This is a genomic window from Stenotrophomonas terrae (assembly GCF_001431465.1).
Lineage (GTDB): Bacteria > Pseudomonadota > Gammaproteobacteria > Xanthomonadales > Xanthomonadaceae > Stenotrophomonas > Stenotrophomonas terrae.
In genome coordinates this window covers 65,061-84,419 of record NZ_LDJJ01000037.1, presented here as the reverse complement: position 1 = coordinate 84,419, position 19,359 = coordinate 65,061, and the positions used below count along the sequence as shown (strand labels likewise).

20 protein-coding genes and 1 tRNA gene are annotated in these 19,359 nt (G+C 61.1%); 12 read left to right on the top strand and 9 right to left on the bottom strand.

Annotated elements, in window-relative coordinates; all coding sequences use genetic code 11:
• Positions 1-4 precede the first annotated feature (4 nt).
• The 6 genes from ABB27_RS11935 (at position 5) to ABB27_RS19380 (ending at position 4,628) form a co-directional block, all read left to right on the top strand.
• The gene (locus tag ABB27_RS11935) at positions 5-964 is read left to right on the top strand and encodes a DNA polymerase III subunit delta' (RefSeq protein ID WP_057628930.1); all 960 of its coding nucleotides are present in this window, start codon (positions 5-7) and stop codon (positions 962-964) included.
• Positions 961-1,314 carry a PilZ domain-containing protein gene (locus ABB27_RS11930; RefSeq protein WP_057628929.1) on the top strand — a complete coding sequence of 118 codons (354 nt, stop codon included), beginning with the start codon at positions 961-963 and terminating at the stop codon, positions 1,312-1,314. Before ABB27_RS11935 ends, ABB27_RS11930 begins: the two co-directional genes overlap by 4 nt.
• Positions 1,315-1,377: 63 nt before the next feature.
• Positions 1,378-1,452, top strand: a tRNA-Val gene (locus ABB27_RS11925).
• 137 nt (positions 1,453-1,589) lie between these two features.
• On the top strand, positions 1,590-2,999 hold the full coding sequence (locus ABB27_RS19740) for a hypothetical protein (RefSeq protein ID WP_152984555.1): 1,410 nt from the start codon (positions 1,590-1,592) through the stop codon (positions 2,997-2,999).
• A 13-nt stretch (positions 3,000-3,012) separates the two neighbouring features.
• The gene (locus ABB27_RS19735; protein ID WP_152984554.1) at positions 3,013-3,909 is read left to right on the top strand and encodes a HipA domain-containing protein; all 897 of its coding nucleotides are present in this window, start codon (positions 3,013-3,015) and stop codon (positions 3,907-3,909) included.
• Complete coding sequence (locus tag ABB27_RS19380; RefSeq protein WP_152984553.1) at positions 3,906-4,628, top strand: HIRAN domain-containing protein; 723 nt, start codon at positions 3,906-3,908, stop codon at positions 4,626-4,628. The genes ABB27_RS19735 and ABB27_RS19380 overlap by 4 nt, the downstream gene beginning before the upstream one ends.
• Before the next feature lie 346 nt (positions 4,629-4,974).
• Here the strand turns inward: ABB27_RS19380 and ABB27_RS11900 are convergent, their stop codons facing one another.
• The 4 genes from ABB27_RS11900 to ABB27_RS11885 all read right to left on the bottom strand — a co-directional run bounded on the left by ABB27_RS11900 (position 4,975) and on the right by ABB27_RS11885 (position 8,060).
• Positions 4,975-5,352: a hypothetical protein gene (locus tag ABB27_RS11900; RefSeq protein ID WP_244479222.1), complete on the bottom strand. Its 378-nt coding sequence runs from the start codon at positions 5,350-5,352 to the stop codon at positions 4,975-4,977.
• 229 nt (positions 5,353-5,581) lie between these two features.
• Positions 5,582-6,844, bottom strand: a complete 1,263-nt coding sequence (locus ABB27_RS11895; RefSeq protein ID WP_057628923.1) for a phage major capsid protein — start codon at positions 6,842-6,844, stop codon at positions 5,582-5,584.
• A 91-nt stretch (positions 6,845-6,935) separates the two neighbouring features.
• Entirely contained in the window at positions 6,936-7,238 is a 303-nt protein-coding gene (locus tag ABB27_RS11890; protein ID WP_152984552.1) for a helix-turn-helix transcriptional regulator, read from the bottom strand.
• Between the two features lie 405 nt (positions 7,239-7,643).
• On the bottom strand, positions 7,644-8,060 hold the full coding sequence (locus ABB27_RS11885; protein ID WP_057628921.1) for a hypothetical protein: 417 nt from the start codon (positions 8,058-8,060) through the stop codon (positions 7,644-7,646).
• A gap of 480 nt (positions 8,061-8,540) precedes the next feature.
• Here ABB27_RS11885 and ABB27_RS11880 point away from each other — a divergent pair, with 480 nt between their 5' ends.
• Entirely contained in the window at positions 8,541-8,945 is a 405-nt protein-coding gene (locus tag ABB27_RS11880) for a hypothetical protein (protein ID WP_152984551.1), read from the top strand.
• Positions 8,942-9,268: a hypothetical protein gene (locus ABB27_RS20375; protein WP_244479221.1), complete on the top strand. Its 327-nt coding sequence runs from the start codon at positions 8,942-8,944 to the stop codon at positions 9,266-9,268. The genes ABB27_RS11880 and ABB27_RS20375 overlap by 4 nt, the downstream gene beginning before the upstream one ends.
• Positions 9,269-9,688: 420 nt before the next feature.
• Here the strand turns inward: ABB27_RS20375 and ABB27_RS11875 are convergent, their stop codons facing one another.
• On the bottom strand, positions 9,689-10,186 hold the full coding sequence (locus ABB27_RS11875) for a pyridoxamine 5'-phosphate oxidase family protein (protein WP_057628919.1): 498 nt from the start codon (positions 10,184-10,186) through the stop codon (positions 9,689-9,691).
• A 258-nt stretch (positions 10,187-10,444) separates the two neighbouring features.
• On the opposite strand from ABB27_RS11875, the gene ABB27_RS11870 reads away from it, so the two are divergent.
• The 3 genes from ABB27_RS11870 (at position 10,445) to ABB27_RS11860 (ending at position 14,569) form a co-directional block, all read left to right on the top strand.
• On the top strand, positions 10,445-10,834 hold the full coding sequence (locus ABB27_RS11870) for a nuclear transport factor 2 family protein (RefSeq protein ID WP_057628918.1): 390 nt from the start codon (positions 10,445-10,447) through the stop codon (positions 10,832-10,834).
• A gap of 727 nt (positions 10,835-11,561) precedes the next feature.
• A complete protein-coding gene (locus ABB27_RS11865; protein ID WP_425477537.1) occupies positions 11,562-12,611 on the top strand; it encodes an Lnb N-terminal periplasmic domain-containing protein in 1,050 nt (349 codons plus the stop codon).
• A complete protein-coding gene (locus ABB27_RS11860; protein ID WP_057628917.1) occupies positions 12,608-14,569 on the top strand; it encodes an esterase/lipase family protein in 1,962 nt (653 codons plus the stop codon). The genes ABB27_RS11865 and ABB27_RS11860 overlap by 4 nt, the downstream gene beginning before the upstream one ends.
• Before the next feature lie 65 nt (positions 14,570-14,634).
• Here the strand turns inward: ABB27_RS11860 and ABB27_RS11855 are convergent, their stop codons facing one another.
• Positions 14,635-15,999, bottom strand: coding sequence for an MFS transporter (locus tag ABB27_RS11855; protein WP_057628916.1), 1,365 nt, complete (start codon positions 15,997-15,999; stop codon positions 14,635-14,637).
• A 74-nt stretch (positions 16,000-16,073) separates the two neighbouring features.
• Here ABB27_RS11855 and soxR point away from each other — a divergent pair, with 74 nt between their 5' ends.
• Complete coding sequence (gene soxR, locus ABB27_RS11850) at positions 16,074-16,508, top strand: redox-sensitive transcriptional activator SoxR (RefSeq protein ID WP_057628945.1); 435 nt, start codon at positions 16,074-16,076, stop codon at positions 16,506-16,508.
• Positions 16,509-16,585: 77 nt separating this feature from the next.
• Here soxR and ABB27_RS11845 read toward each other — a convergent pair whose 3' ends face one another.
• The 3 genes from ABB27_RS11845 to ABB27_RS11835 form a co-directional block, all read right to left on the bottom strand.
• Positions 16,586-16,993: a hypothetical protein gene (locus ABB27_RS11845; RefSeq protein ID WP_057628915.1), complete on the bottom strand. Its 408-nt coding sequence runs from the start codon at positions 16,991-16,993 to the stop codon at positions 16,586-16,588.
• 83 nt (positions 16,994-17,076) lie between these two features.
• Positions 17,077-18,477 (bottom strand): phosphatase domain-containing putative toxin, encoded by a 1,401-nt coding sequence (locus ABB27_RS11840; RefSeq protein ID WP_083491280.1) that lies wholly within the window; start codon positions 18,475-18,477, stop codon positions 17,077-17,079.
• A gap of 265 nt (positions 18,478-18,742) precedes the next feature.
• Entirely contained in the window at positions 18,743-19,204 is a 462-nt protein-coding gene (locus ABB27_RS11835; protein ID WP_057628913.1) for a DUF4426 domain-containing protein, read from the bottom strand.
• Positions 19,205-19,359 lie beyond the last annotated feature (155 nt).

Sequence of the window (19,359 nt, the reverse complement as noted above, 5' to 3'; positions counted from 1 at the left end):
CCCGATGAGCGAAGCACTGGCCCCTTGGCAGCAGCGCGCCTATGACCAGACGGTGGCCGCGCTAGACGCCGGCCGGCTCGGCCACGGCCTGCTGCTGTGCGGCCCAGCCGGCATGGGCAAGCGCGCGGTGGCGCTGCGGCTGGCCGCGCACGTACTCAACCACGGCGCGGATGCGGCAGCACGCCAGCGCAACGCCCAGTTGATTGCGGCCGGCACCCACCCGGACCTGCAGTTCACCAGCTTCATCCCCAACAAGACCGGCGACAAGCTGCGCACCGAGATCGTCATCGACCAGGTGCGTGAGATCTCGCAGAAGCTGGCGCTCACCCCGCAGTACGGCGTGGCCCAGGTGGTGATTGTCGATCCGGCCGACGCCATCAACCGCTCGGCCTGCAATGCCTTGCTGAAGACGCTGGAAGAACCGTCGCCCGGTCGTTACCTGTGGCTGCTCAGCGCCGACCCGGCGCGGCTGCCGCAGACCATCCGCAGCCGCTGCCAGCGCCTGGAGTTCCGTATGCCGCCGCGCGAGGAAGCCATGGCCTGGCTGCAGGCACGCGGCTATACCGAGGGCGTGGCGCGTGAAGCGCTGGACGCCGCCCGCGGCCACCCGGCAATGGCCGACCAATGGCTGCAAGGCGAGGGCATGGCCCTGCGCCGGCAGGTGGCCAGCGAGCTGGACCAGCTGCTGGCCGGCAAAGTGGGCAGCGTCGAGCTGGCCCAGCGCTGGACCGGCGACGACAACGCCGACCTGCGCCTGCGCCATGCTGCCGACCTGGCACTGAAGAAAGCAGCCGACGGCTTGACCGATCCGGCCCGATTGAACAAGCTGGCCGCCTGGTTTGATGCCGCCAATCGCACCCGCGATCTGCTGCGCACCACCATCCGTGCCGACCTGGCCGTGGTGGAGCTGCTGCTGGCATGGGGCGCGGCCAACCAAGTGCAATCCAAGGGGACAATTCGATGAGTGCGATGAACGCCCGCCAGGGCATCCTTTCGCTGGCGGTCAAGGACAAGGCGGCGCTGTATGGCGCCTACATGCCGTTCGTGAAGAACGGTGGCGTCTTCGTACCCACGCCCAAGCGTTACTTCCTCGGTGACGAGGTGTTCCTGCTGCTGACCCTGCCAGACTCCAGCGAGCGCCTGCCGGTGGCCGGCAAGGTGGTCTGGGTCACCCCGCTGGGCGCGCAGGGCAACCGCCAGGCCGGCATCGGCGTGCAGCTGGCCGAAGGCACCGACGGCGAGGCCATCCGCAACAAGATCGAGACGCTGCTGGCCGGCACATCGACCTCGGACAAGCCGACCCAGACGATGTAAATCGATGTGAAGAAAGATGTTGACGTGTTCGCTCAGCCCCCTATAATGAGCGGCTCGCAACACGGGCGGTTAGCTCAGCGGTAGAGCATTGCCTTCACACGGCAAGGGTCACAGGTTCGATCCCTGTACCGCCCACCAAAGAAGTTCTTGATTTTTCAAGGAATTTACGAAAACCGGCCTTGAGCCGGTTTTTTCGTAAGTGCTGAATAAGTGCAACGTGGCAGCCTCGCCTGCTCGGTCTCTGACGGCTGTCACCCCAACGGAAGGGTGTCCATATGCTGTCCTTTGCAACTGACTTCCCTGTTCGCACCGGCGCTACCGCTGCGGATTTCGTGTCGATTGTTCAATCTTGGATTCTTGGATCTCCTCATACTGCATTCAATGCCCAAGATGTAGCCGCCATCGAGGAGCTTGGTCGTGTGAGCCTCGACAAGGACAGCGAGAGCATTCTTAGTCTTAGGGTTCTGTATCAGGGAGGAGCTGCCTGCAGTGTTCGTTACCAAAAGGAAGAGCTCGGCCTTCATTGGACAAGTCTCTTCACTTTCTCGGATAACACCGGACTATTTCCTGTAGTAGCGATTAGAGTGTTCTGTGAGGCGACCAATCCTTCCGTAATGGTGCCATTGGCAAAAAAGCCGGTCTTCACTCGACTTATCCTCGAAGGGCTGGGCGGAGGGTGGGATGATGGCTTGGAAGTTGGGGAGGCTCCGCATCTTCTGAAACTAGCGGATCTTGCGGCCGCAACTGGTTTCATTACAGGTAAGGGTGCTAATCGCCTTCCTGTAGTTTATGTTAGTAGCAGATTTAATGGCCGGCCATCTGTCAATGTAAATCAGCTTGCCTGGAGACTTTCAGGTATGGCGCATGTTCTGGTTGAGCCTGATCGTACTTTCTCATTGCTGTTGCGGGAGAAGGTTGCGGGGCAGAATGTTTTTGGCGGATCGGTGGGTATCTACTGGCCTGGGGGAGACGGGAGAAGGACTCAGTTTCGACGAGGTGATCACTATTCCGGTGGTGATTTTGTCGACGCAATTGTGGACGAAGTCCGTATGGCGCTGGTAAATAGGCGGCCACTCGATCGATGCACTTTTGCCTCTGTCCAAGAGGCACTGTCGCGTCAAGAAATTGAGAGTTTTAAAGGTCGAGAAAACCTGGCTATCAATGAATACATTCAAGCGTTCGACGATGAAATGGAGGCTCGCGATCTAAAGTTGGCTGATGCGGAGCGTGAGATTTCCCGTCTTGCGGCTGAGGTAAGAAGGTACGAGGCTCGGTATTCAACTGAGGACGGTGTGACTCTATCCGTTGGTTCGGAATGTGATCTTTACTCGAACGAGATCTCTTCAATGGTGCTTCGGATACTGGCGGAGTACCGTGATTCAAGTAGTGGTGATTCCAGGCGCAGAGATGTTGTAAAGGCAATCATTGAGAGTAATGTCGAAGATCAGTTCGCAGCCCAAGCAAAAAGTAAAATCAAGGAAGTTTTACGAGGTTATGTAAAGATGGACCCTAAGGTAAAAAAGGCATTGGAGGAATTAGGGTTTCAAATTGATAAGCAGGGTAAACATCCTAAGCTCATTTTTCAGGGGGATGAGCGCTATACCTTTACGCTGCCCAGTACTGGGGGGGATAGTCAGCATGGCGGGCTGAATGCCGCTTCTGATTTGGCCAGGCTTCTTTTTTGACGGGGAGAGGTCGATGAAGTTCCCCGTTGTAGAAGTTCTTGAAGAGAGTGCTGATTTGTACGAGGCTTTGGGGACAAAGGCAAAATTTTGGTTTGACCAAGATGCCTTTCTCTTTAAAGAGGGGAGGCCCGGGACTGGGGAGAACTGGGCCGAAGTGGTGGTTGCCAATATCGCGAAAGAACTTGGAATTCCTCACGCTTCATACGACTTGGCTCTATGCGGTGAACGGCGAGGTGTGCGGACTTTGAACTTCGTGCCAGAGGGCGCTCGACTGGTTCATGGCAATGAGATCATCACCGGAGTCTCATCTGGTGAGCGGATGGCGGTGCAGGATCGACGCAGGCTTCATACGGTTCGTCGTATTGCGGCTGCATTTCACAGGATTCGATTGGGGCTTCCACTAGGATGGGTTCCGCCAAGTCCAACGATGACACCGTTGGGCGTTATGTGCAGCTATTTGATGTTGGATGCCTTGATAGGCAATCAAGACAGACACGAGGAGAATTGGGCCATGATTGCTATTCCTGGGAGTACTATGGAGATGCGTCTGGCTTGTACCTTTGATCACGCGTCTAGTTTGGGGCGCAATGAAACAGAGTTTACTTGCAGAAAGCGACTTGGCTCTCAAAACCTTAACGGCGACATGATGGCCTACTGTTCGAGAGCGCGAAGCCAGATCTATGGTCAATCGGGGGGGCGATTGACGACTGTAGAAGCCTTTAGTGAGATGTCTAAGGTCTGTGGGCCTGATGCCCTGATTTGGACTGAACGTCTACATCGGGTCGATAGGGCGTTCTTCGAGGGCGTGCTCGCTGGTGTTCCGGACGATTGGATATCAGAGATATCTCGAGAGTTTGCGGTTGAGATGTTGATGATTAACAAGGTTCGGACCATAGAGAGTATTCAGTGAAGACAATTTTTATTGCAGCCAAGGATGCTGAAAACCAGAAGTGGTACCCGGTAGCACGCGTTCAGTATGACGGTAATTATTTTGCACTCCGTTATACGAAAGGCGCCTTGCTAATTCCTGGGTTTGTTGGCTTTGGGTTGATGAATGAATTGACTGCAGAATATCGCTCCACGACGTTATTCCCACTGTTGAGTAATAGGGTGTTACCTCGGAGTAGACCTGAGTCGAAGACATATCTCGGCTGGATGGGTTTGCATGCTGATTCTGACGCTTTTGATGAGCTGGCAAGGAGCGGCGGACTTCGCGCGACGGATTCCATTGAACTTGTGCCGCTTCCAGTTCCTACGCTCGACGGAAATTATGAGGCCCATTTCTTTATTAGGGGCATTGGTCACCTTCCAGCATCTACGGCTTCCCTTGTGGATTCGCTTGATGAAGGGTCTCGGCTTTTCGTTCTGAGGGATGTTCAGAATGCATATGATCCGGCTGCACTGTTATTGCGCACAGGTCAGCCGGTTAGCCTAGTGGGGTATGTGCCTAGATATTATTCTTCTGATTTTTCTCGGTTGGTTGAAGGGGGGGGGGCCGTTAAGTCGGTGGTTGAGGTATTGCGTGTAAATAGGGGCTCGCCGACTAGCTACCGCGTGCTTTGTCGTTTGAGTGCGCCTTGGCCGGTTGGGTTTGTTCCTTGTCAGGAAACCGAATATGAGCCGATTTGATTCGATTGATGCTTGTAATTTTTTTAGTAGGTTCGGCCATTGCGGCTGACTTGCCTTTGTTTGCGGCTAGGTTTGGTTTGGTGAGAGCTTCGATAACCTTGCGCTGAGCTTGCGCAATAGATATACAGCGGCACGCGTGCGAACACCGGCATGAGGTACTTGGATCTTCGTGGCTGCCGTCCCGCGTTGCCAGTGTTGTTGCGGATACAGCCTGCTGGTCCCTCCTGGCTAATCAGTCGGCTAGCGTGATGATGGGGCTTCGATGGCTTCCCGCACCGCAGGAGGCCGCATGAGCCTCCGAGTCGCCGGTGAGGCTGCGGCGGCGATCTGGCTGACCTAGTGGGGCTTAGTGGAAAAACTTGTCGTCCGGATCTACATCGCCATCCGGGTGGTCAACTTTTGATTCATCCGTGGGCGTGGCTCCCAGTTTGGACAGCATCGCGCTCAGCGCATGCATCGCGGACACACCCACCTCGGGATCGGTTTCCATGCGTGCCGCCAGAATGCTCACCTGACGCAACAGCAGGCGATGGGAGGCGCTGAGCCAGGGCATGTTCTCTGCGCATTCCTTCCAGACCTTTACCTGGGCCGGTGTCATTCCCTTGTAGGGCGCACCGATGGGGCTGGGGTTCGCTGGTTCCTTGCGGCCTTTGAAGCGCGCCGGGTCTTTCAGCGTCGCGCCGGAAACTCTGGCTTTTTTGGTGGGTGTTCTTGGTTTGGCCATGGTTGCTCCAGGACTCCGACGGGGTCGTATTTCCAATTGCGGATGCGCGAAGAAAGGAGGGCGGTCGGTGTAGGGCGCGATCGACCCGAACTTTTCACCCCCCCCCCGGGTCCTGCGCAGGCTGACGAGGAAGGCCCGTTGCCGGGCCTGCTCGGGGCGATCAGCGCGAAGCGTACGAGCCTCGCCCTGCCGGTGTTGATGTGGACACCGCCGGCTGGTCCAGATTCGCTCAGGGCGCAGCAGGACGGACGCCCGTGATGACGGTGAACTGTTGCGGGTAGTTGATGACCACATCGGCGCGCACGTGGCACAGGAAGCCGATCTCGCCGGTCTTGGCGTAGGTCTCGCGTAGCAGCTGGATGGACAGCGACTCACGCATCAGGAAGTACAGGCCCGAGAAGTCGCCGGTGAAGATCTCGCTGGTGTCGCTGGAGGTTCCAATATCGACATCGACGGGCAGCTGGCTGGTAGCCACGAAGTTCATGCCGTCGATCAGTCGCGGGCGCTGCAGCGGCTGACCAGTGGTGTCGGCCAAGCCCTCGAAGTCCAGCAGCGTGCGGCCGGCCATGATGGCAGTGGTCGGCACCGGGGCGTTCTGGTCGATGGTCTTGCCATACGCCCAAAGCAGGGGACGGTAGCTGTCCAGGGCTGCACCGTTCGCACCCATATCCACCACGTTGATGCCGGTGGTGTTGCGCAGGCCGCGCGGCTCCGGCGCTGTGCCAGAGCCCAACAGGCCGACACGGTCCAGCTCCTTGGCAAAGGCCTGGGCGATCACCAAGCGCAGCGCGCGGTCCACGTCCGAACCATCAGCCAGCAGCTCACGCGACACGCGCACAATGCAGGCCAAGCTGCGGGGGACGGCCTGCACGGAACGCAGTGTGGGTTGGCTCTCGCCGATGGTACCCAGCTCATTGCGCCAGCTTGCGGTTGGCATCGTGTCGATAGCTGCGGTGGATACAGACTTGGCGCCGTAGTCCATTGGCACGATACCGGCGCCGGCCTGCAGCAGCGAGGATGCCGGCACCAGTGCGGACAGGATGCCGGGCATCACCACATCGGGAACTGCGTAGCCGCCAGCGCTGTCGGTGCCGATGGCGAGCGAAGCCATTACGGTATCAGTGCTGCTCATGCCGGCCACGCCACGCATGAAGTCGGTCAGGGTGGTGTTGTTGCTGCGCTGCGAGTCATTGTCATCACGGCGGCTTGCGTAATGGGCTTTGAAGTCGGCGGGTGTGCGCAGCACCTTGATGCCAGCTCCATCCAGGTCAGCTGCAGGCTGATCGGTGCCGATACCGTTCATCTGGAAGGCGGCCAACGCCGTGGCGTTTTCGTCGACCTGCTTCCGTACAGCGTCCACCTCTGCGGAGTGCTTTGCCTTGAACTGATCGAAGGCGGCGTTCAGCTGTCCCACGACGGCTGCCACGTCCGCCGATTCGGTCTCTGCTCGCACGGACTGGAGGCCGCGGGCGATCTTGGTTTGCTTGGTCATACTGGGCTCCTGTGTAGGTGCCCAGTTTCTGTTTCAGCGCGCGAGCCCACCATTAGGCAGAGTGGGGTTGCATGGGGTTGCGTTGTTCAACTTACCGCCGGTGTGATTCAAGCCAGCGCGCGGCATCGCTCAGACGATAGGTGATCTTGTGACGGCCACCGCCGAGCGAGAAGCTGTCAGGCGCTGTGCCTTCCCTGCGCTTGTTCGCCAGCGTGCCAGGCGAGATGCCGATCAACTTGGCGAGGTCCGCTTCTCCAATCCTTCCATCGGCGCTAAGCCACATGCCTTGCTGCTCTGCCTGCTGGCGAAGCTGCGCAGCTGTTGCGTCAGCGCGTCCATCCAGCGTTGCCCGCAAGCTGTCCAAGCTGCGGGCCAGTTGGTCACGGGGTTTCAATCGATTACTCCAGGTGAGTGCCGCTCGCTTCCAAACTGTCCCGAAAGCGGAACGGTTCCAATAACGGGTTGGTTGCCGCGTCCCGACCAAGTGCGATTTGAAATCGCAGAAGTGAAAAGGAGGCGGTGCTAGCGGCAAGATCTGGCAGTGCCAGAAAGTGCCAGTGGCAGGTTTGGGCAGTGCCAGCTTCTGCCCTCGGCATGTAAGGGCAGATACGGGGAAATCCCGCATTTGAAAACCTCCCGATGCAGATGCGGTGATGCTTGAAAGCGGCGAAGCAGAGCAACAGCCCAAGCGTCCGCTGCGCTCCCGCTTGGTAGATATATATAAGGGAGCACCCTGAGGGGGCCAAAAAAGGGCCGAAATGGCTGTTTATGGCACCCTGAGGGGGCCAAAATTCGTTTCTCATGCTGCTTTTGGCCCCCTGACGGTGCCACCGTGGCCCCCTGAGGGGACTACTGATTCTGTTTTGCTTTGGCACCCTGAGAGGGGCACAGAATGCGTTTTTCTCCAGTCGTTCCGAGGTGGCCCGGGAAGGATCTCCAAGCCCTTGCCGGTGCAGCTATCGATTCCGTACCAGGTGAGTGCGTAGAGGTTGCAGAGCTTTCTGTTGCCGTGCCGGGTCTGCACGATGAAGCCCGCCGCCTCCAGTTGCGCCAGAAGCTCACCGAGCTTGCTGGTGGTGCACACCCCTGCCTCCTTGACCATGGCCTTCGTCGCGCTCAGGTCGCCGTTGTTGCGGCCGTTGTACTGACTTGCCAGGAACAGCAGCATCTTCATTGCCGCGCCGCTAAGGGCGAAGAACGCTGGCGACTGGATCATCGGGTGACGTGTGCAACCTGATGCCCGGCTATCTCGCAGAGCCATTGCTCGTCGGTGCTGCCGGCCTGATCCGGCCTGATCCGGCCGGTCGCCGGGCAGAGCAGGGGAGATGTGCCCGCCCATGGTTTCCACGGTGAAGGTGGCGCCAGTTCGGATCAGCCGCCCCCCTTGTGGAGCGCCTGCCTTCGCTGACCAACCCATCAGGCAGATCTCTTGCTGTTGGACGTGCTCTGGCCTCCTCCCTGCAGTCGCTTAGCCGGGGCAAGTGCCGCACACCCCGGAGGGATGGATCTGATGATTCATCTGGCTGCGCGCCAACAGCCTCGGGTGCGCTGCGCTGACCCGGGCTACGGGGATTTGCGGTCGTTGGGAAACGGGAGCTGTTGTCAGGCACGAGGTGACAGATGCCTTTGTGTTGATGTCTGATTGCGACTTGTTTCAATTCGGGGTTGTGAAAACGTGAAGACTCCCGGCCAAATGATGGCGATCTCAATCAAGAAGGTTCTGCTGCCTGAGATGCGACGGCTCGGATTCGTTGGCGGCGGCGTCGCAAACTTCGCTCGATCCAGTGGCGATCATCGTGACTTCCTGTCGATCCAGTATTGGACCTATGGCGGCAGCTTCATCCTGGAGTTCAGTCGCATTGCGGCGACTTGGGTTGATCCTGACTCCGGAGAAGTGCCGAAGAGGGTATTCGAAACGGATCCGTTGCTTAGAAAGCGCCTGATCGATGCCGAGCAGCACAAGGATTTCCGTGGTTTCAGCTTCAAGACTTTCGGCGGCGAGCAAAGCAGGTACGACCAGTTGGCTGCTTCGGTTGTGGCGTTGTTGCCGCAGGTTGAGGCTTGGCTGGAGAGCGGAATCAAAGGGCCGAACATTCATTGAAGTTTGATGCCGCCTGGGTACTGCATGGGCTGTCCGTACTTCAAGAATTGTGGGCTGTTGAACGGAATCGGCTTTCCGGAAAATCTATGCTGGGCCGCCTGAATGATCAGGCCAACAAGGAAAGTGGCATGAAGAAGTGGATCAAGCGCATTGCCGCCTGTAGCTTTCTTTCTATGGCTGTCTTTGGTGGTACGGCCTCGGCGTCCTGGTGTGGGACGCCGTGTTTGAATTCATACAATGCCTGTATTGCGCGTGGTACTGCGCCTGATAGGTGTGAGGCGATCTTTGAATCTTGCCTTGAAACGCTTTGCCCTAATGGTTGAATCTTCTCGGTGAATTTGCCACCGAGACCGGGCACAGGGCTCGTTGCGCCCTCTGTGCTCATGTAAAGAAAAGCCGGCCTTGGGCCGGCTTTTTTTGCTTCCGATGCCAACCAGCGTCTGAGTCAGAGCAGCGGCGTAGCCCGGGTAAGTGGAGCGCACCCGGGAGGTTGGGGTCTGGTGATCTTCAAGGCTGTGCGCGGAAGGCCCCGGGTGCGCTGCGCTTACCCGGGCTACGGTGGGTACCCGGCGGCTTGCGGGGCTGGTTTATTTGAATGACTGGCATTGCAGCTCTGGTGGCTTTTCGATGCTTCCCTGTCTGCACGGTCCGCGCTACGCGGCCTTGGCTGCCGGCACCTGTGAACCCTTCCTGCTGCTATGCAGTGGGCGGCAACCAAATCGTGGCGGCCGCCCGCTGCTGGCTCAGAGATTTACCGAGCCAGTGTCGCTGAGTGCTTCGTGATTGCCGGTGGTGGCGACTGTGGCAAAGAACACCAGCTTGGTCAGCAGGTTTCCGGGGCCGTCCCAATAGTCGGCGTGCTGCGCGTCGATACGGATGAGGCAGACGCGCGGGTCGTCCTTGCCGCCCTTGAAGAAGGCGTTCATTGGTGCCGACCATAGGCGTGCAATCTGTGCGCGATCCTGACTCACGCTGCCGCGGCCGGTTACCGAGATGAAGTGATTGTCGCCCTCATGCATGAAGCTCACGTTCGCCTCGGGATTGGTTTGGATATCGTGCACCGCGGCATTGTCGATTTCCGTGGCAAACCAGAAGCCGCCATCGAAGTCGTCACCCAGTGGCGTCATCGGCCGCGAATGCATGCTGCCGTCGGCGCCACGTATGGTCAGCATCGCGGTTCCGAACTTATTGATGAGCTTGACCAGTTTTTCGTGCTGTTCAGCCTGATTCTTGTCGTTCATGCGCTGTCCTCCGTAGTGTGGCGCCAGCCTGTACGCAGCGATGTATCAACGGCGAGAAGGTATGTGCATGCGACGACAACATCTGGCGAGATCAGAATCACGATTCTGTGTTCAATTGATGTCGCCATGAGGGCTGATGCCTGGTCATGGAGCTGAAGCCGGCAGACGGTGATTGTTTTCGCCTGCATATAGCGCTTGGCTCACGGATGGCCAACAAATGGTGTGACAGCCTGAATCCCCCAATCTGCGGAGAGTCACATGACGACCGGTGCTGAGATCATGGAGCTTGAGGTTGCGTTCTGGCAGGCCATGCTGGACCAGCAACCTGCCAAGGCTGCCGCGCTGCTGACCGACAAGGCTACGATGGTTGCCATGTATGGCGTGCATCACTTCAGTCCGGCCGACTATATAAAGATGGCCGAGGAGGGACCTGCGCGGGTGACGGGTTTTTCGTTCTCCGACGAGCAGGTTTTTTTCCCGGTCGACAATGTGGCCATTGCTACCTACAAGGTCAGGCAGAGCTTCGAGGTTGATGGCAAGCCGCAGGAGATGACGTGTTTTGACAGCACCACCTGGGTCAGGCGGGATGGCAAGTGGCTGGCCGCGGCCCATACCGAGACGCCGGAGCAGCAGGGCAAGCCTGCTTAGTTGCAGATGCGGGTGGGGTTGATCGGGTGCCCGGGTCGACGGTTGTTGGCGGTGCCTGTGGGAGCGGCGTCAGCCGCGAAGCTGACATAGCGTGAGATGGCGCAATGGGCAACGGTTTCAGCAACGCCAGCTTCGCGGCTGATGCCGCTCCCACAAACTGCGGGTGTGCTTGGCGCCTAGGTAGACCGGGCAGTGGCGTAGCCCGGGCATTTCGCCCTCAAGCTGGAGGATTCATTGGACTCCCACTTCCCGGGTGCGCTGCGTTTACCCGGGCTACCGGTCGGCTAGTTGCTTGTGGGAGCGGCGTCAGCCGCGAAGCTGATATCGCGTCAGATGGCACAACCGCCAAGGGTTTCAGCAACTTTAGCTTCGCGGCTGACGCCGCTCCTACAAACTGCCGGTGTGCTTATCGCCAAGGTAGACCGGATAGAGGGCCGCGCACCCGGGAGGTTGGGGCAGGTGGTCTTTCAGCTCATTTGCCAACGGCCCCGGGTGCGCTGCGCTTACCCGGGCTACGGTGTTTCCCTCGTTGATCGGGTGGTTGGCCTACCTACAGGTGAACAGGGGGGCGGGTCGGGGAGGTTTTTTGTTGTTTCACTCCGCTTTCCACGTCCGGCAGGCTATCTTTGCCGCGGGTCGCTGGCGACCCATTCATTTTGGACGGCTGATGCCGGCTGGGCGCGGTGCGCGCTACCGGGGCCGTTGGGTCTTTCAGGAGAGTGAAGTGGTGAATGTAGGGAAGCGGCGTCTGTGCAGTGTGGTGCGTGGCGTCGGTCGGGTCCTGTTGGCGTTCTTGTGCCTTTGCATCGGCATCTGGGGCGGGTTTGCGCTGTGGTACCAGTTCCCCGGCAACGTGGTGGCCAAGGTGGTCGCCATCCTGGTGTGGTGCGTGCCCAGCATCTGGGCGATCCGTGCCGGCTTCGGGCCGGTGCGGCGCTGGCATTCGCTGGCGGTGTTCGGCGTGCTGTTCGCGGTGATGCTGATCTGGTGGGCGACGATCACCCCGCAGCAGGACCGGGCCTGGGCCGACGACGTGGCGCAGCCGCTGCATGCTCGCATCGAGGGCGACCGGCTGATCATAGACAACGTGCGCAACTTCCATTGGCGCGGCAAGACCGACTACGACGTGCGTTGGGAAAAGCGCGAGTACGATCTGTCGCAGGTGCAGTCGGTGGATATGATCCTGTCCTACTGGATGGGCCCGGCCATTGCCCACACGCTGGTCTCGTTCGGTTTTGCCGACGGCCGCCAGCTGGTGTTCTCGCTGGAGATCCGCAAGGAGCAGGGCGAATCGTTCTCGGCGCTGGGCGGCTTCTTCCGCAAGTTCGAGGCGGTGCTGGTGGCCTCGGACGAGCGCGACATTGTGCTGACGCGCAGCAATGTGCGTGGCGAGGACGTCTATCTGTACCGCCTGCATGGGCTGAGCCCGGACAAGATGCGCGAGCTGCTGCGCTTCTATGTGGACCGCGCCGAGCAGCTTGAACAGGCGCCGCGTTTTTACAATACGCTGACCAGCAACTGCACCACGGTGGTGTTTGAGCTGATGCGCCGCATCCAGCCCAATCTGCCGCTGGACTACCGGCTGCTGGCCTCGGGCTATCTGGCCGAGTACGCCGAAGATGTGGGTGGTTTGACTCCCGGTGTGCCGCTGGCGCGCCTGCAACAAGCCGGGCGTATTACGCTGCGTGCCCGTGAAGCGGGTGATGTGGCAAATTTCTCTTCCCGTATACGCGCAGGCGTGCCGGGCATTCCCGCCTCAGGAACGACCAGCCAATGAACCCCAACCCGCAGACATGGATACGCCGGCTGCTGCCGGTGGTCGCGGTAATGGCGCTGCTGCTGTCCAGCGGCTGCGCCATGGTGAAGATGAAAGCGGTGAGCAACACCGACTATGTGATGCTCAAGCGCGGCGACATCCTGAGCACCGGCAAGCTCAGTGCCTTGTCGCAGGAATCGCTGTCGGTGATTGGTCTGACCGAGAGCGATTGCAACAAGGACATGCCCAGCTGCCGGCAGACGGTGGCCAGCAATGATGGCCTGCAGTCCGAGCAACGGCTGTCCACGCTGGCCGAGCTGTGGATGCAGCAGGCACTGGCGCTCACCCCCAAGGCCAAGGGCAACGAGCCCATCGAGTTACCGCCCGCCGCCTTGAATGCCTGGCTGGAAACCGCGCGCTATTCCTACCTCTATCTGTTCTTCAGCGGCCGCAGCCCGGCGCAGCGCGCGCTGGAAGACCGGCTTACCCAGGTGCGGGATTACTACAACTACGCCACCGAGCAGGCCGCATCGGTGGTATTCCAACGCACCCGTGCGCGGGCATTGGAGGGCGAGGACATCAACCGGCCGGTGCAGGTGGACGATTGGACCATCCGCACGAAGTTTGACGATCTCAAGCTGCAGGGCGTGCCCAAGCAGCTGGTGGCTGCATCGTCAGTGAGTTTCGCCGGCCTGCGCAGTTCCTACCGTCGCGATGGTTTTGGTGCCGAGCTGGTGGCGATGATGGAAGCGCCAACGCTGGCGCAGGCGATTGAAGTAGAGGAGCGCAAGCAGGATCTGCCCGTCTACAGCGAAATGCCGGCCATCAACGTCACTGCGGTGCTGAACTTCAGTGGCAATACGCTGGAAGAAATCCTGGCCACCCGCGATGTGCAGCTGGAAGCCTATTCGCCGGACCAGTCCAGCATCCAGATACGTGGCCAGGAAGTACCGCTGGCAGCCAACTTCACCGCTGCCTACGGGCTGTGGCTTGCCCAATCGGGTTTCGCCACCGAGTCACTGCGCACTTTGTTTGGCCGTGGCGAAGGTATCCGTGAGCCGCATATCTACCTGATGCAGCCCTACGATCCGAACAAGCGCATCATCTTCATGCTGCACGGCCTGGCCAGCAGCCCGGAAGCCTGGGTGAACCTGGCCAACGAGATCATGGGCGATGAGGAAATGCGCGAGCACTATCAGGTGTGGTCGGTCTATTACCCGACCAACGCGCCGATCGCCTTGAACCGCTACACCATCAGCAAGGCCTTCAACGGCACACTGCGTCACTTCGACCCGAGCGGAACCGCGCCGGCCTCGCATGACATGGTCTTCATCGGCCACAGCATGGGCGGGGTGATCGCACGGCTGATGCTCAGCGACTCGGGCGACGTATTGTGGGAAAACACCCGCCAACGCTACAACCTGCAGGGCGAGCGGTTGGCGCGGGTGGAGGCCAAGCTCGGGCCGGTGTTGCATTTCACCCCGCAGCCAAACGTGGAACGGGCGATCTTCCTGGCCTCGCCGCACAAGGGCACCGATGCCGCCGGCAACCGGCTGGGCCGCTTGATCGGCCGGCTGGTGCGCCTGCCGCTGACCATCCTGGGTGCCTTTGGCGATGCCTTCATGGCCTTGCAGGATCCGGGCGAAACCGATGGCAAGAAGCCCAAGGAACCGGTCATCACCAACAGCATTGAAAACCTCAAGGCCAGTGATCCCTTCATCGAGGCGTCCTCGGCCTTGCCGATCAAGCCGGGCCTGAAGTACCACTCCATCATCGCCAAGCGCAAGGCCGATGTGCCCACTCCCGAGTCCGACGATGGGCTGGTGCCGTACTGGAGCGCGCATCTGGACGGCGCACTCTCGGAGAAGGTGATCGTCTCCGGCCACAGCGTGCAGGAAACGCCGGAAGCGGTGCTGGAAGTACGCCGCATCCTGCGCCAGGACCTGCTGGAAGTGGACGGCGTGGATAGCGCGCACTGAAGCCAATGCCGGGCTGCAATGCGCAGCCCGTGTGCGGTTTGGCGGGATCGCGCGATCCCGCTCACTCAGCCGATGCGGCGGCTGACCTGGGTTGCCAGCGCTGCCAGTAGCAGCGTCACCACGAAGCACAGCAGGTAACCGGTGGTTTCATTGCCACCCACCATCGCGGCGAACAGCGAGCCGGAGATCGCCAGCGTCGAGGCGACTGCGACGCCTTCGCTCAACTGCAGGGCGGAACTGTTGCTGCCCTGTTCGTGCGGTGCCGACAAGGACAGCGTCAACACCGACAGGCTGGGATAGATCAGGCCCATGCCCAGCCCGGTCAGCGACCAACCCGCCAGGGCCAGTGCCAGCGGCACGCTGGGGTAGAGGGTAAGCACGCTGATCAGCAGGCCGGCCAGCATCAGCCAGGTACCGGTCTGCAGCATGCGCAGGCGGCTCCAGCCGAAGTGCTGGTGGCCTTGCAGCCACGAGCCGGAGAACCAGCCCAGTGCGCCCAGGCTGAGTGCTGCGCCGGCCCATAGCGGCGACAGATCGCGCTCGCGCTGCAGCAGCAGCGGCAGGAAGGCTTCGCCGCCGAAGAATGCCGAGGCGGCAATGCCGCGCAGGGCAATGACGCTGGGCAGGCCGGGGCGCAGCTGCAAGGTGCCGCGCGGCAGCAGTTGGCGGCTGCAGAACAACAGCGCCAGCAAGGCCGCTGTCATTGTCAGCAATGCCGGCGCGCCCTGCAGTTGTCCGCCTACATACAGCAGCAACGCGGCCAAGGCGGCGCCGATTGCCCAGCGCACCACCGGCACCTGCGCGACATCACGGCGGATGCTGCTGTGCGTGCTGCGCAGCGCCGGCAACAGCAGCCAGGCAGCAGGCAGGGCCAGGATCGGCACGCTGAGAAAAACCCAGCGCCAGCTGGTGTGCTGCACGATCAGGCCGCTGACGCCGGGGCCAAGCAGCGAGGGCACCACCCAGCCAGCCGAGAATGCGGCAAATACCTTGGGCCGCAATACCTCCGGGTAAGTGCGCGCCACCAGCACATACAACGACACCGAGATGGCGCCGATGCCGACGCCCTGCAACAGGCGGCCGATGATCAGCACATCCATGCGCGGCGCCAGCCCGGCCAGCACCAGCCCGATCAGGAAGCTGCCCATGCCCAGCCACAAGGGTTTTGCCGGGCCTTGCTGGTCGCACAAACGGCCGGCGAGGGTCATGCCGATCACGCTGGTGGCCAGGGCGCCGCCAAACGCCAATGCGTACAGGCGCAGGCCGTCCAACGCCTGCGCCACGCTGGGCATGGCCGCAGCCACGGCCAGGGCTTCGAAGGCGATCAGCGAGATCAAGGCGACCATGCCGATGGTGGTGGCGCGGTACTGCGGGGCGAGGATCGAGGTGGTGGCCTGATCTGCCGATGTATTGCTGCGGGGTGAACTCATGATGCGGGTTTACTGCTTGAGTTGCTGTCGGGGGGCGTGCAGCATCACACCTCAACCATGGTTGAGGTCAAATGATGTCCACGCGGGAACTGAGTGTAGGGGAAGTGGCCCGGCGCAGCGGAATCGCGATATCGGCGCTGCACTTCTACGAGCGCAAGGGGCTGATCCAGAGCCAGCGCACGGCGGGCAACCAGCGTCGTTTCCAGAGTGATGTGCTGCGTCGCTTGGCGGTAATCCAGGCGGCGCAGCGGGTTGGCATGCCCTTGCAGGCGGTGGCGCGGCGGCTGGCCGAACTACCGGAAGGGCGTGCGCCGAGCAAGGCCGAATGGGCCAGGATGTCCGCGCGTTGGCGCAAGGAGCTGGATGCGCACATCAAGGTGCTGCAGTTCATGCGTGACCAGCTCAGCGATTGCATCGGCTGCGGCTGTCTTTCACTCAAACGCTGCGGCCTGCTGAATCCGCAGGATGTGCTGGGTGAGCAAGGCGAAGGCCCACAACGGGTGGGCTAGGCCGGCAAGCTGCTGGGCATCGGGCGGACACACCAGCAGCATTTGCGGCCCGGGCCAGTTTGCCTGGCCCGGATGAATCAGATTTCCGCTTCGATCAGCGGCATGGCCAGGCGCGAGCGGGTCAGTGCCATGCCCAGGTTGGCAGTGCGGCGGCAGACGAAGACCATCACGTAGTCCGGGTAGCGCTTGCCGCGCATGAAGATGTGGATCAGGTTTTCGCTGTTGACGATGATTTCCTGGAAGTAGTGCGCGCCTTCCTGTTCTTCCAGGCCGCGTGCACGGCGGAACATCTGCTCGATGCTGCGGATGTTCGGGCCTTGGTACAGATCGGCGGTGGCAGCGGCCACCAGGTCCAGCACTTCACGCGGGTGCGAATCGATGGTGCGCACCGACAGCAGCATGCCGGAGCTGATGTCGACGTAGCCGGCGGCCACGCATTCGGGAATGGAGGCGACGGATTGTTGCAGGGTGCTGTCCAGGGACATGGGGGAATCCTTGCGGAAGGGGGAGGAAAAAGGAAAAACGATGCCCGCAGGCCGCGTTGCGGCCCGGCATCGCCACAGGTGGGTCAATCGCAGGCGCGGATCAGCAGGTTTTCTTCCAGCGCATGCAGCAGGTCTTCCTGCTCCTGCGACTGCACGAAACCCGGGTCCAGGGTGCGCAGGCGGCGCAGCGCCTCATCGGCGGTCAGCCCTTCGCGGATCAACCAGGCGGCCAGCACCAGGCCGGTGCGGCCCAGCCCGGCCAGGCAATGCACGGCAACCACTTCGCCCTCGCGCAGCATCACTTCGATCTTGGCCAGCAGCAGCTTGGCCCATAGCAGCGGCGGTGCGCCGCGGTCGACGATGCCCAGGTGATAGCTGCGCAGGCCGTAGGGCGCCAGCCGTTCGGCCGGCATCTCGCGCTCGGTCAGGTTGACCAGCACGGTGACGCCCATGCCGCGCAGCAGGGCCAGATCATGCTCGATGGCGAATACCACGCCGGGCATGGGGCAACCGGCGAGCTTGCCCGGCACCAGCCAATGGAAGCCGTTGGGGCCGCGCCGTGACGGCGTGGCGGACAGGCTTACCGGTGCTGGCAGTGGACGCGGTGCAACTGCTTCTGCCGCAGGCACGGCGCGCGCGCCGACGCTATTGGCAATGAGCGCTGCAGGCTTGGGCGCGGGGGCGATGACGCCTTCGGCCAGTTCTTCGGCACGTGCATCCGGCGCCGGTACGTGGCAGCTGCCGGTGCGCAGGAACTGCGCCAGCACCGGGTGCTGCGCGCGGTTGGCAAAGAAGGCATCCACCGGCGCATCGGCCTGCACGCGGCCGCCTGCCAGCAGGATCACCCGCGATGCAAGGCGACGCGCCTGGCCCTGGTGGTGCAGGCTGACCAGGCAGGTGTGCTTGGCCGCCAGGCGCTCGATCAGTATCAGCACCGCCTCGGCGTCGGCCGGTTCCAGTTCACTGGTCGGCTCATCGATCAACAGTAGCGCGCTGCCACTGAAGGCCGCGCGCAGGATGGCCACTTGCCGGGCCAGCCCGCGTGGCAGGTCGATCACCCGCTGCTGCAGATGCGCGGCGATTGCCGTCGCTCCCAATGCATGCAGCCGTGCGTCGATTTCTTCGCGCAGTGCCTGTGGCTTGTTGCCGGCGTGTGGGCGCAGCGCGGCGCTGAGGTTTTCCAGCACGCTGAACCCCAGCTCGCGTGCGTGTTGTTGCACCAGCACCGGTGGCTGCGTTGCCGCATCCAGCGTTTCGCCCTGGAACAGCAACGTGCCCCAGCGCTCGCCGTGGGCGGCGACATGGCCGGACAGTGCCTGCAGCAAGGACGACTTGCCGGTACCGCCCGGGCCCATCAGCACCACGATGCCGGGACCGTTGATGCTCAGATCGATGGAGGCCAGCACCGTGCGATGGCCACGGCTCATGCCCCAGCCTTGCAGCTGCAGCAACGGAGAGGAGGAGTTGTGGACGGGCAAGGACATCACTTTGTCCGACGCAAATCACATTTCTGGGACAGGCGCGGAATTGGAAAGGCCGCCAGTATCGGTTGCATCACTTACATGTCAATTTGACTTTGCGATGTGCGTGGACACAGCACAGCAACACCGCAGGCTGCAATGTGATGTTGGCTGCAGTGTCATATCGAGTTGATTGGGAAAGGAAATGCACGCTTTCCTGCGAGTGTTTCAGGCGGCAAATGCAGCGCTGAAACAACAAACGGGACGATGCTTATTGTTTCAGCGGGATTCAGAAATTCCGCTCGAAACGCACGTTTCCCGCACCTGCGTCTGCACTGACCTGCAGATCCACGCGCAGCTGATCGCGCGGATGTGCATCGAGCACGCCGATCAGATCGGTATACGGACCGGTACGCACCGCACGCAAGTCAATCTGCTGACGCTTGCCGGAAAGATCGGTGACGACGGCTTGTACCTTGCCATCAGCGGGCAGCTCTTCGCCTTGTTCGAGTTGCCGCAATGCGACCACCAGCAGTGCGCGGTTGGCGTCGCGCTGCACCTGGTAGCTGCGCGCTACTGCGTCATTCATCGCCAACGTGGGCAGCAGGCTGTAGTGCACGCGCAGCTTGCCGAGGTCGGCATGGCTGGGCTGTGGTTGTTGGATCACCGCAGCCTGCGGGGCTTGTTGTGCGGAACAGGCGCTGAGGGTGAGTAGCAGGGTGGAGGACAGCGTTAGGGCGAGCCGGTGCATGGTGTTGGTGTCCTTGGGCTGTTTTGGTTGCGGCGTTCCAAGTGCATAAGAGCTGCAAGGCTGCGCCTTGTCCCTCTCCCCAACCCCTCTCCCTTTGCGGGAGAGGGGCTACTAGCTGCCCCTCTCACCCCGCGAGGGGGAGGGGTTATTTAAAG

What these genes read in the sequence shown, in the direction of transcription:
- ABB27_RS11935 (WP_057628930.1), top strand. Translation starts at nt 5, where the DNA reads ATGAGCGAAGCACTGGCCCCTTGGCAGCAGCGCGCCTATGACCAGACG.
- ABB27_RS11930 (WP_057628929.1), top strand. Translation starts at nt 961, where the DNA reads ATGAGTGCGATGAACGCCCGCCAGGGCATCCTTTCGCTGGCGGTCAAG.
- ABB27_RS19740 (WP_152984555.1), top strand. Translation starts at nt 1,590, where the DNA reads ATGCTGTCCTTTGCAACTGACTTCCCTGTTCGCACCGGCGCTACCGCT.
- ABB27_RS19735 (WP_152984554.1), top strand. Translation starts at nt 3,013, where the DNA reads ATGAAGTTCCCCGTTGTAGAAGTTCTTGAAGAGAGTGCTGATTTGTAC.
- ABB27_RS11900 (WP_244479222.1), bottom strand. Translation starts at nt 5,352, where the DNA reads ATGGCCAAACCAAGAACACCCACCAAAAAAGCCAGAGTTTCCGGCGCG.
- ABB27_RS11895 (WP_057628923.1), bottom strand. Translation starts at nt 6,844, where the DNA reads ATGACCAAGCAAACCAAGATCGCCCGCGGCCTCCAGTCCGTGCGAGCA.
- ABB27_RS11885 (WP_057628921.1), bottom strand. Translation starts at nt 8,060, where the DNA reads ATGATCCAGTCGCCAGCGTTCTTCGCCCTTAGCGGCGCGGCAATGAAG.
- ABB27_RS11880 (WP_152984551.1), top strand. Translation starts at nt 8,541, where the DNA reads ATGGCGATCTCAATCAAGAAGGTTCTGCTGCCTGAGATGCGACGGCTC.
- ABB27_RS11875 (WP_057628919.1), bottom strand. Translation starts at nt 10,186, where the DNA reads ATGAACGACAAGAATCAGGCTGAACAGCACGAAAAACTGGTCAAGCTC.
- ABB27_RS11870 (WP_057628918.1), top strand. Translation starts at nt 10,445, where the DNA reads ATGACGACCGGTGCTGAGATCATGGAGCTTGAGGTTGCGTTCTGGCAG.
- ABB27_RS11860 (WP_057628917.1), top strand. Translation starts at nt 12,608, where the DNA reads ATGAACCCCAACCCGCAGACATGGATACGCCGGCTGCTGCCGGTGGTC.
- ABB27_RS11855 (WP_057628916.1), bottom strand. Translation starts at nt 15,999, where the DNA reads ATGAGTTCACCCCGCAGCAATACATCGGCAGATCAGGCCACCACCTCG.
- soxR (WP_057628945.1), top strand. Translation starts at nt 16,074, where the DNA reads ATGTCCACGCGGGAACTGAGTGTAGGGGAAGTGGCCCGGCGCAGCGGA.
- ABB27_RS11845 (WP_057628915.1), bottom strand. Translation starts at nt 16,993, where the DNA reads ATGTCCCTGGACAGCACCCTGCAACAATCCGTCGCCTCCATTCCCGAA.
- ABB27_RS11840 (WP_083491280.1), bottom strand. Translation starts at nt 18,477, where the DNA reads ATGTCCTTGCCCGTCCACAACTCCTCCTCTCCGTTGCTGCAGCTGCAA.
- ABB27_RS11835 (WP_057628913.1), bottom strand. Translation starts at nt 19,204, where the DNA reads ATGCACCGGCTCGCCCTAACGCTGTCCTCCACCCTGCTACTCACCCTC.